11 protein-coding genes are annotated in these 11,449 nt (G+C 39.6%); 10 read left to right on the forward strand and 1 reads right to left on the reverse strand.

Features of this window, described 5'->3' with window-relative positions:
• Positions 1 to 224 precede the first annotated feature (224 nt).
• The 4 genes from M2419_RS12300 (at position 225) to M2419_RS12315 (ending at position 3,534) form a co-directional block, all read left to right on the forward strand.
• Positions 225 to 1,046: a thymidylate synthase gene (locus tag M2419_RS12300; RefSeq protein ID WP_120335367.1), complete on the forward strand. Its 822-nt coding sequence runs from the start codon at positions 225 to 227 to the stop codon at positions 1,044 to 1,046.
• A 65-nt stretch (positions 1,047 to 1,111) separates the two neighbouring features.
• Positions 1,112 to 1,606: a dihydrofolate reductase gene (locus M2419_RS12305; protein WP_153846570.1), complete on the forward strand. Its 495-nt coding sequence runs from the start codon at positions 1,112 to 1,114 to the stop codon at positions 1,604 to 1,606.
• 4 nt (positions 1,607 to 1,610) lie between these two features.
• Positions 1,611 to 2,261: a hypothetical protein gene (locus M2419_RS12310; RefSeq protein ID WP_159731814.1), complete on the forward strand. Its 651-nt coding sequence runs from the start codon at positions 1,611 to 1,613 to the stop codon at positions 2,259 to 2,261.
• 64 nt (positions 2,262 to 2,325) lie between these two features.
• Positions 2,326 to 3,534 (forward strand): class A beta-lactamase-related serine hydrolase, encoded by a 1,209-nt coding sequence (locus M2419_RS12315; RefSeq protein ID WP_259255199.1) that lies wholly within the window; start codon positions 2,326 to 2,328, stop codon positions 3,532 to 3,534.
• 117 nt (positions 3,535 to 3,651) lie between these two features.
• Here the strand turns inward: M2419_RS12315 and M2419_RS12320 are convergent, their stop codons facing one another.
• Complete coding sequence (locus M2419_RS12320; RefSeq protein ID WP_075991306.1) at positions 3,652 to 4,659, reverse strand: D-alanine--D-alanine ligase family protein; 1,008 nt, start codon at positions 4,657 to 4,659, stop codon at positions 3,652 to 3,654.
• 146 nt (positions 4,660 to 4,805) lie between these two features.
• Here M2419_RS12320 and M2419_RS12325 point away from each other — a divergent pair, with 146 nt between their 5' ends.
• The 6 genes from M2419_RS12325 (at position 4,806) to M2419_RS12350 (ending at position 11,449) form a co-directional block, all read left to right on the forward strand.
• On the forward strand, positions 4,806 to 5,792 hold the full coding sequence (locus M2419_RS12325; protein WP_153846566.1) for a PASTA domain-containing protein: 987 nt from the start codon (positions 4,806 to 4,808) through the stop codon (positions 5,790 to 5,792).
• 143 nt (positions 5,793 to 5,935) lie between these two features.
• The gene (mltG, locus tag M2419_RS12330) at positions 5,936 to 6,976 is read left to right on the forward strand and encodes an endolytic transglycosylase MltG (protein WP_259255200.1); all 1,041 of its coding nucleotides are present in this window, start codon (positions 5,936 to 5,938) and stop codon (positions 6,974 to 6,976) included.
• Positions 6,976 to 7,383, forward strand: a complete 408-nt coding sequence (locus tag M2419_RS12335; RefSeq protein WP_153846564.1) for a thioesterase family protein — start codon at positions 6,976 to 6,978, stop codon at positions 7,381 to 7,383. Before mltG ends, M2419_RS12335 begins: the two co-directional genes overlap by 1 nt.
• Position 7,384: 1 nt before the next feature.
• On the forward strand, positions 7,385 to 8,350 hold the full coding sequence (locus tag M2419_RS12340; RefSeq protein ID WP_259255201.1) for a YihY/virulence factor BrkB family protein: 966 nt from the start codon (positions 7,385 to 7,387) through the stop codon (positions 8,348 to 8,350).
• A 227-nt stretch (positions 8,351 to 8,577) separates the two neighbouring features.
• A complete protein-coding gene (gene rpsA / locus M2419_RS12345; protein ID WP_153846562.1) occupies positions 8,578 to 10,509 on the forward strand; it encodes a 30S ribosomal protein S1 in 1,932 nt (643 codons plus the stop codon).
• 100 nt (positions 10,510 to 10,609) lie between these two features.
• On the forward strand, positions 10,610 to 11,449 hold the full coding sequence (locus M2419_RS12350) for a sulfurtransferase (protein WP_159731822.1): 840 nt from the start codon (positions 10,610 to 10,612) through the stop codon (positions 11,447 to 11,449).

The following is an 11,449-nucleotide window of genomic DNA, read 5'->3' on the forward strand; positions in this document are numbered from 1 at the left end:
CATTTTAAGTTTTGACTTTCTCGTTATAAGGATTTTCCTTAGTTTTGACTATCTTGAAAGGCTGAATGCACCGGCGGCTTATTACAGGCAAACGAAATTAGTCCGGACATGATGTATTCAAATATTCCCCGATTGAGAATCAGACACATAAAACAGCGCTATTCGTCCCTATCCAGTTCGATTATAGCATTGATATTTAGTATTTAATAATTACTTTTTTACAGATGAAACAATATTTAGATTTACTCAGACATGTATATACGAATGGTGTTGTAAAGACAGATCGTACTGGCACGGGTACCAAAAGTGTCTTTGGATATCAGATGCGTTTCAACCTTCAGGAAGGTTTCCCTTTGGTAACGACGAAGAAATTACACTTGCGATCCATTATTCATGAGCTGATCTGGTTCCTTAAAGGTGAAACCAATATTCAGTATCTTAAAGAAAATGGCGTAAGCATTTGGGACGAGTGGGCTGACGAACAAGGGAATTTAGGCCCTGTATACGGATCACAATGGCGCTCCTGGCCAACACCTGATGGCCGCCATATCGACCAGATCACACAGGTGATCAACCAGCTAAAAAATTCACCGGATTCACGCCGCATTATTGTATCGGCATGGAATGTTGCCGAAATAGAGCATATGGCACTCCCTCCTTGCCATGCTTTTTTCCAATTTTATGTGGCGCCAGCACAGCCCGAAAAAGGCATCATGAAACCACAATTGTCCTGTCAACTGTATCAACGCAGTGCGGATATATTCCTTGGCGTACCTTTCAACATTGCCTCTTATGCTTTGTTGACGATGATGGTCGCACAGGTTTGCGACATGGAAGCCGCAGAGTTTATCCATACTCTGGGCGATGCACACATCTACAGTAATCACTTCGAGCAAACGGAGCTCCAATTGAGCCGCGAGCCAAAAGCGCTACCACAGATGAAAATAAACCCGGAAGTAAAAGATATCTTTGAGTTCAAGTTTGAAGATTTTGAATTGTTAAACTACGAATCACATCCACATATCAAAGCTCCGGTTGCCGTTTAACAATGAAGGCACCTAATTTTGTAACAACATTATTTTAGCGGACGAATAATCACATTATATCAAAAATGAGCAACCCAACGATCACATTAATCGTAGCTGCGTCGGAAAACAATGCCATCGGAATCGACAACCAGATGCCTTGGCATTTACCCAACGACTTTAAATATTTTAAGAGAAATACCATTGCGCATTCTGTCCTAATGGGCAGAAAGACTTTTGAGGCCATAGGCAAAGCTTTACCGGACAGAAGGAATATTGTCATCACGCGTAATGCGAATTTCCAGGGAGAAGATATTGATGTAGCCAATAGTATTCAAGAGGCACTTTTATATTGCCGGGATGAACGTGAAGTGTTTATCATTGGTGGCGCAAACATTTATCAGCAAGCACTACCCTTGGCAAACAAAGTGCTTTTGACACGGGTACATACAACCCTAAAAGGAGATGCTTTCTTCCCTGAATTACCTTCCGAAGAATGGGAATTAATTTCCTCAGATTCGCATCAGGCAGATGAGAAACATGCATTTGCTTATACCTTTGAAGTTTATTCGAGAAAATAATTCCATGTTTACGAATATCAAAACGCAATATCATGGGGCAAAAAGCTCCATGATCCTATTGACATTAAATTTCAGTTTTTTTCTACTGGGTACCTCGACCCAAGCTCTCGCACAATTTCGCCCGCCCACCACAATACGAACTCCTGGCGGGAACATTACTTTACCAGGGTTGTATACCCCTCCACTCTATTCTTTCAATAGCGAACCGATAAGCAGTAGGTATAAATTTTATATTGTTTTGAAAAATGACAGCACTGTTGTTGCAAAAACAAAAATAAAATTGAGAACCGCAACAGCACCCAGTGAAATATCCTGGCGGGAAAAAGGCAAGAAATATACAGTAACGCCCGATCAGACGAAAGAAATCTATCGGATAGATTATTGGAACAAGAAAATAAAAGGCATTCCACAGGATAGCTGCTGGTTATTTTTGGTCGACACTGTCAGTCATGAAAAGCGAATCCGCCGCTATAGCATGACCGCTGATATCAATCAGCCTGCCATATCGCATTTCAAGATGGAAAAGGCGAAGGAAATTTTACCACTGAAAAAAGAAACCTTGGAGCCTTATGTAGAGGGAAATGAAAAAGCAAAAAAACTCCTTTCAAAAAACAAATTATTAAAAGCTATAGAAGAGCTTAATCGACAAGACTAAACAGGCACGGCACTTTGATTTAAAGCACATGCACAAATACTTCATCTTAATTTTCACCCTATTCATGTCAGACGCATACGCTCAGCAGATAGATACTGTTTACCTGGAAAAATTACTCCAAAGTCATCCTGATCTATTTCAGAAAATATTAAGTCATCCGACGAAAAATGAGGTGCAGATTCTGTATACGCAAATTGATCGTGACAAATCCAATAGGCCACATTTCAGGTCCTATAGCTATCGCCTGAATCCGAACTGGTATTTTTATCCCGCAAGTACCGTGAAGTTGCCGACAGCAATTTTGGCCTTAGAAAAAATCAACGACCTCCATCTTGCCGATTTAACCAAAGACACTCCCCTCCGCATTGATTCTGCATTTGAAAAGCAGACTAAGGTTCTTGTGGACGAGTCGGCAGCCAATGGTCTTCCCTCTGTTGCACAATACGTAAAAAAAATACTATTGACCAGCGACAATGATGCACAAAATAGACTGTTTGAATTTATTAGCCGTGCCGAACTGAATGCGAAACTAAAAAAACACGGCACCAAATACAGCCGTATCGTCAACCGTCTTGCCATTGGCGACAAAGGAATATGGGCCAAACACACCAATCCCATTACCTTTTACAATGGAAAAGATGTCATCTACCAACAAGCGGCCCAATTCGACCCAAAAGACTACACGATGAAGCTGGCCAATACTCTTCAGGGGAAAGGTTACATGAACGATAAAGATGAACTTATTCATGAGCCCTGGAGTTTTGAGGGGCTTAATGTCTACGCACTCGAAGATCAACAGTTCATATTGAAGAAATTACTATTTCCGGAAGCATTTCAGCCTAAAGAACGATTTAATCTAAAAAAGGAGGATTATGACCTACTCTATGACTATATGTCGCGCTATCCCTTTGAATCGGATTTCCCGAAATATGATCCAACAGAATTTTGGCCAACGTATAGCAAGCTCCTTTTCTATGGCCGTGAAAAAAATGCGACCTTAAATCCCAACATCCGAATCTTCAACAAGTATGGAGATTCTTATGGCTATAATATTGATAATGCTTATATCGTCGACTTTGAACATGGGGTAGAATTTATGCTCGCCGTTGTTGTGCAGTCCAATGAAAATGGCATCTACAACGATGGACGCTATGAATACGACACAGTAATCTACCCCTTTTTAAAGAATATCGGGCAGGTAATTTATCAGGAGGAACTGAAAAGGATTAAAAAGTTCAAACCCGATCTATCCAAATTTGATTTCAGAAAATAAAACACACAAAAACGGCTTTCAATGTATGAAAGCCGTTTTTTGTGTGTCGCTATTGCGGCATATTTTTATCCGCTTTGGGCCGAAGGTTGCTTGCTTCACGGTATTTCTGAAATAGCACTATTTCGATTGTAAGGCTGTTTCGATCAACTCACCGTAAAAATCCCCCTCCTTCATTCCAAAAGCCCGTACCTGCTGCGGAATAAAGCTTTGCGGAGTCTGACCGGGAATGGTATTAATTTCGATAAAATAAAATTTATCGGTATCGTTTTCCAAAAAGAAGTCCACGCGAACCATACCTTTACAGTTCAATCTGACATAGATTTCTCTTAAAATACGCGCAGCACGCTCCTGCTGTTCGATCGTCAGGTCTGCCGGCGTAATCTCCTCGGTCAATCCAGGTACATACTTGGCTTCATAATCAAAAAATTCGCGTGTAGTCCGAACTTCTGTGGCAGGCAAAACAACAAGCTCACCTTTTGAATTCCGAAAAATTCCCTCGGAAAATTCTCGTCCAGTCACAAATTCTTCAACAATAACCTGTTTTCCTGTATTTTCCGCATCAAAAGCTTTGTCAATCGCTTCCTGCAGTTGTGCCGATTCCTTTACTTTGGTCATTCCGATACTACTTCCACCGGCATTAGGTTTCACAAAATAAGGGAGTGAAAGATTACTTTCGACGATTTTGAGTGCCTCCGGGCGTTGCGATTCAAACAGTAGGACCGATTTTGCCAAATGCAACTCGGGAATATCCGATAAGATCGCTTTTGTATACCCTTTATTCATAGTTAATGCGGACGTCAAAGCATCACATGAGGTATATGGAATATCTAATAAATCAAAATAGCTCTGAAGTCTTCCATCTTCTCCAGGCACACCATGCACCATAATAAAAGCTAAGTCAAAAGTCAAGATATCCCCATGCAATGGAAGGGTAAAATCAGCTTTTGAAATCGGATGACGCTTTCCGTCTAAATCTTCATAGTACCATGCTTCTTTGGTCACTGTAATCAAATATATATCGTATTTGTCGTGATCAAGTTGAGAATTGACGAAGGCAGAACTTTTAAAAGAAACTTCAGCTTCTCCTGTATAACCTCCAGTTATTAATGCTATTTTTGCTTTCATAAATTTTAGCGATTCGAATAGCAAATATAATTTGCTATACACGGAAAAACGAATAATTTTGTGAGGAATAATTTTATTTAATCATTCTGCAAACTTGGCTTTAATATTGCGGTTCTATGCAGAATTAATTTTTATCAAACAGAGAAATGTCCAAAGTCGTACAATATCTTCAGACCCCCACTTTTAGGAAAAATCTTATTGCCGCTCTTATTGCGATAGTATGTCTATTCCTTTTCGTTTATATTGGACTGAAAATATATACCAAACATGATGAATCTATCGCCGTTCCTAAAGTGAAAGGCCTTCATATCAGTGCTGCCATCCAAGCTTTGGAGGACGCCGGGCTGGAATATCAAATTGACTCCGTCTATCAGATGGATGCCAAACCTGGCATGGTCATAGAGCAGGATCCCGAACAAGGATTTCATGTAAAATCGGGTCGGACTATTTATTTGACCATTATCACACAGGTTGCACCTGAAGTTGCTTTTCCGAATATAAAAGATAAAACATTGATTGAAGCAACAGCCATCTTGAAAAACCATAACCTTCGAATCGGAGACACTTCTTATGTCGCAGACATCGCCAGGGATATCGTATTGGATGCTCAATTTGCGGGACAATCTATCCGTAACGGACGTATGATTCCTAAAGGTTCACGTATAGATCTAGTTTTGGGAAATGGACTGGGAGCAAATGAGGTGGAGATACCTAATTTAGTTGGGCTTCCATTAAACGAAGCAAAGTTCGCCTTGTCCGGAGCTGGCTTAGGTCTAGGTACTGTAACCTATGATCCAAGCGTAACGGATACAGCCACTGCAGTAATCAGTGTACAATCACCAGGAATAGAAAAGGGCCTGACCAGTTTAGGGGCTAAAATTGACGTAACACTCTCACTCACGGCACCAACAGCAACGACTGGTGCTCCAGCTGGAGGTACGACAACACCTAAACCACAGGCAAACCAAACACAGGTTACTCCGCCAGCGGCAAAACCTCCGGTTCAGTCAAAGCCTGCTGCTCCAGCAAAAAGTAACACAACAAATACCCCTGCAGCTAAGCCGACAACGACAAATCCTGCAGCAGGGCAAAAAAAGGAAAAGGAAAATAAAGGGAATAGTCTAGGCTTTTAAGCCCACTGACTTAAAAATGAAGCTGCATTGAATGATCTCCATAATAATGGATTAGAGTTCTTGGCAGATTCATCAACCATTGACTGCTAAGGGCTATATAAACGCCATGAATAGCGAACAACAGATGAATAAAAAATTTTAGAATGGAAAATAAAAAAGGAATACCAAGTTGGTTAAAAATCATTGCGCTAATCGTTATCGTTGTTGGAGGTTATTTTGCCTGGACATTTTATAAAGCATTTTATGCTTCGAATGTATCGGGAGAGAAAAAGTACCTGTACATACACGAGGGTGAAAAATATGAAGATGTATTGAAATCAATCAAGGATTCAAATCTCGTGGATGATATCGCTTCCTTTGAGCGTGCAGCCCAATATAAAAAATATGAAGAAAGCGTAAAACCCGGACGTTATCTGTTAACCCCAGGAATGAACAATAGACGCTTAGTCGGCAATTTGATTGGTGGCTACCAAGAACCGGTAAAATTCAGATTTTCCAATGTGCGACTGAAAGAGCATATGGCCGCACTCCTTGGAAAAAGTTTCGAGGCAGATTCTGCACAATTTATCGCTGTATTGAATGATGAGGCTACCGCACAGAAGTATGGATTTATAAAAGAAAATCTGATTTCTATGTTCATCCCTAATACCTACGAAATCTACTGGAATACGGATCCTGAAAAGGTAATCGCTCGTTTTGATGATGAGTGGAAAAAGTTTTGGAATGCGGATCGTACGGCAAAAGCAAAAGCGCTTAATCTGACACCACAACAGGTGAGCACATTGGCATCGATTGTGAAAGGTGAAGCCTTACACCAGGATGAAATGCCCATGATAGCCGGCTTATATTTAAATCGTCTCAAAAAAGGGATGTTATTGCAAGCAGATCCTACGGTGATCTTTGCTAATAATGACTTTACAATTAGAAGGGTATTGAATAAGCACCTCAGAACAGACAATCCTTACAATACTTACATCTATAGAGGATTGCCTCCAGGCCCTATATCAATTCCAAGTATCGCTGCAATTGATGCAGTCTTAAACTTTAAGCAACATGATTATATCTACATGTGTGCCAAAGATGATTTTTCGGGTTACCATAATTTTGCAAAAACAGAAGCTGAGCATTTAATCAATGCACGTAAATTTCAACAGGCTCTGGACGCTAGAAATATTAAAAAATAATGTTTGTATTTGACCATCAGATTCGCGTCCGCTATGCAGAAACAGACCAAATGGGCTATGTCTATTATGGAAACTATGCTGCGTTTTATGAAATAGCGAGAACTGAAATGTTGCGGAGCACAGGGATATCCTACCGGGAACTGGAAGAAATGGGGGTCATGCTCCCCGTTGCGGAGATGAAAACGAAATATCTGAAACCAGGCAAATATGATGACTTGATCACAATACGTGTAACAATTCGTCAGAAACCCGCCGTTCGCATCATTTTCGAATATGAGCTTTTCAATGAGAGTGGGGAACTACTCAACCAGGGAGAAACAACATTGGTCTTTGTCAATATGGAGAAAAATAGGCCTTGTATGCCGCCACAGGTTTTCCTGGATAAGATGAGTAAATATTTTAATTGATATGGGGAAAATCCACCAATGGCTATTAAATTTTGAACCTTATTTTAGATTAATCGAACGGAGTAAACGCGTCGTACTACCTGGCTTTGGCTCACTACCACTTTACACTGTGGCCGTATTTTTTTTTCAGGAGCTTTCCAGAGATTCCATAGCCAGCAAGGCTTCTTCCCTCTCCTATAGCTTTCTATTGGCCATTTTTCCGGGAATCATTTTTCTATTTACATTAATCCCTTATATTCCGATTAATAATTTTCAGGAACAGTTGTTGGATTTCCTTGCCGTAGTTATTCCTAAAAATGCATTTCTCGTTGTTGAAACGACTTTGGAGGATATTATCAAGAATCAAAATGGCGGGTTGCTATCCTTCGGTTTTGTGTTTGCGGCCTATTTCGCGACCAATGGTATGGCCTCCCTCATGAATGCGTTCAATAAGGCTTCATTGATGACGGAAAGAAGACCGTGGATCAGAAAGCGATTGCTTGCTTTAGCTTTGGCTATCCTGATTATTTTTGCGTTAACCGTGGGAATGACGATATTCACCATCGCCGGTGTTACGATAGACTACCTCAAGGAAACGACAGGTATTAAATCCAGCTTCTGGGCTATTCTACTTAAAATCGCCCGATGGTTGATTATATTCGCTATTTACTTTTTCACGGTAAGCTGTATTTATAAATTTGGCCCTTCTACCTCCAATAAATGGAAACTCTTTAGTCCCGGAGCATCTATGGCTACCATTCTAGCGATATTGACGTTTTCAATATTTACATTTTATATCAATCATTTCGGCGCATATAACAAATTGTACGGATCCATCGGGACATTAATCGTTATCATGCTCTGGATTTACTTGAATACGCTTATTTTATTATTGGGTTATGAACTGAATGCGGCAATAGCGCTGTCTAAACAAACCATTGTTATTGCCAAGCCACGCATTTTCAACTCTTTTAAGAGAGAAGACTAGTCGTTTTAAGCCTCTTAAAATCTATTTTATCGGAAAAGGATTTCCACAAATAAAGTCGAGAATTAGCAATAGTACAATTCAAATACCATCCGTTGTAAGATTGGCATTTAAAAAGTGCCCTATAACTGAAAGTCTTTCAATAAAATAAGAAAAATAAAATTTTGCATTTAAAGTTTTTTTGTACCTTTGCAACTCCTACAAAGTAGGAAAAAGGAGAAAATTAATTAATGGCAAAAAAACAAGAAGCAGAAAAAGAATTAGCAGCGAAAAACGCAGAGCTACAAGGTGCTGACACTAAAGTAGTGAAAGACACTGAAAAAATTGAATCAGAAGCTGATTCAAACTTAATCGATGAAATCAAATCAAACACTTGGATCACACCAGAAGGTGAATTTGACTGGGATGCAAATGATAAAGGTTTCGGAAATTATAGCGAAGCTGAACGCGCTAAACTTGAAGCACAATACGCAGATACTTTCAACCAAGTTAACCAAGGTGAAATTATTGAAGGTACTGTAGTTTCTATCAACAACAAAGACGTAGTCTTAAATGTTGGTTTCAAATCTGACGGTTTAGTTTCTTTATCAGAATTCCGTGACTTACCAGAATTAAAAGTTGGTGACAAAGTTGACGTATTCGTTGAATCTCAAGAAGATGCTAACGGTCAATTAGTACTTTCTCGCAAACGTGCTAAAACTCAAAAATCTTGGGAAGCTATCAATGAGGCATTGGAAAATGATGCAATCATTACTGGTTTCGTTAAGAGCCGTACTAAAGGTGGTCTTATCGTTGATATCAAAGGTGTTGAAGCATTCTTACCTGGATCTCAAATCGATATCAAACCTATCCGTGACTACGATATATACGTAGGTAAAACAATGGAATTCAAAGTTGTGAAAATCAACCACGAATTCAAAAACGTTGTCGTATCACACAAAGTATTAATTGAAAACGACTTAGAAAACCAAAAATCTGAAATCGTTGCTAAATTAGAAAAAGGTCAAGTATTAGAAGGAACAGTTAAAAATATCACTGACTTCGGTGTGTTCATCGACTTAGGTGGTGTTGACGGTTTATTGCATATCACAGACATCTCTTGGGGTCGTATCGAGCATCCAAAAGAAGTTTTATCGCTAGATCAAACAATCAACGTTGTTGTATTAGACTTTGATGATGAGAAAAAACGTATCGCTTTAGGCTTGAAACAATTATCTGAGCATCCTTGGGAATCTTTAGATACTGCATTAGAAATTGGTTCTAAAGTTAAAGGTAAAATCGTAACAGTTGCTGATTACGGTGCTTTCTTAGAAATCATCCCTGGTGTTGAAGGTTTGATCCACGTTTCTGAAATGTCTTGGTCACAAAACTTACGTTCTCCACAAGAGTTCTTGAAAGTTGGTGATGAGATCGAAGCACAAATCTTAACGCTAGACCGCGATGAGCGTAAAATGAGCTTAGGTATCAAACAATTGACTCCAGATCCTTGGAAAAATATCACTGAGCGTTACCCTGTAGGTTCTAAACAAACAGCTGTTGTTAAAAACATGACTAACTTCGGTGTATTTGTTGAGTTAGAAGAAGGTATCGATGGTTTGATCCACATCTCTGATTTATCTTGGTCTAAAAAAATCAACCACCCTAACGAATTCACTAAAGTTGGTGAAACATTAGATGTAGTTGTTTTAGAATTAGATGAAGAAAACCGTAAATTATCTTTAGGTCACAAACAATTGGAAGAAAACCCTTGGGATACTTTCGAAACGATCTTTACTGAAGGTTCTATCCACGAAGGTACTGTGATCAAAGTTGGTGACAAAGGTGATATCGTAGCTTTACAATACGGTGTTGAAGGTTTCTGTCCTTCTAAACACTCTGTTAAAGAAGACGGTTCTTCATTGAAAGTTGATGAAGTTACTTCATTCAAAATCATCGAGTTCAACAAAGAGAACAAACGTTTGGTAATTTCTCACTCTCGTATCTGGGAAGAAGAGAAAGAAGAAGCTCGCAAAGAAGAGTCTAACAACCGTAAAAAAGACGCTAAAGCTGAATCTTCAGCTGTGAAAAAAGTAAAAGATTCTGTTGAAAAATCTACTTTAGGCGACTTAGACGTGTTAGCTCAATTGAAAGAGCAAATGGAAAATGATAAAAACGCTAAGTAATTAGCAATTTCAATCCATAAAAAGCGGCTGTTCCAAAAGGACAGCCGCTTTGTTTTTATAGGGATGCTTTTGTAATTTTGTATCAATAAACGTTATTGTTATGTCATTCAAATCAGCCTTAATTAACCCCACCGAACTTCAGGAATTATTGGGACAGCATACAGACATTGTCCTTCTCGATTGTACGATCGACAAAGTAGGCCAATCCATCAAGGATACCAAGCTCGAAATACTTCCCCATTCTCAATTTTTTGACATCGAAGGAAAGCTATCGGATCCAACTTCTAAATTACCGCATACCCTCGTGTCGGCAGAAGTATTCGAACACGAAATGCAAAGCCTGGGAATTAATCAGGATAGTACGGTCGTCTTATATGACAGATGGGGCGTTTATTCAAGCCCAAGGGCATGGTGGATGTTTAAGGTCATGGGATTTGAACAGGTCTTTATTCTAAATGGCGGTGTTCCCGCTTGGAAAAATAACAAACTGCCACTCGTAGACCAGTATACAACCACTGCAAGACCCAGTAACTTTAAAGCCCAATTTCAAGCAAACCTGTATGCCGATAAAGAGTATATCTTAACACATTATCGGGATGCTCAAGTGAATATTTTTGACGCCAGAAGTAAAGGTCGATTTAGTGGTTTAGTAGCTGAACCCCGGAAAGGCCTTCATGGTGGGCATATTCCCCACTCCAAAAATTTCCCTTTCGAAGAATTATTTGACGGAATCGTTTATAAACCCGTTGATGAATTGAAACAGCAATTTGATCATTTTAATGCGACCGGAAATGAATATGTATTCTCCTGTGGATCGGGTATCACGGCCTCAATCTTAGCATTTGCTTGTCATCTTGCTGGTCACGAGCAAATCCGTGTATACGATGGTTCTTGGTCGGAATGGGGCCGTGAGGAGCTCAATCTACCCATCGAAAAATAG

It is taken from the genome of Sphingobacterium sp. BIGb0116, assembly GCF_024808035.1.
GTDB classification, from domain to species: Bacteria; Bacteroidota; Bacteroidia; order Sphingobacteriales; family Sphingobacteriaceae; genus Sphingobacterium; species Sphingobacterium paramultivorum.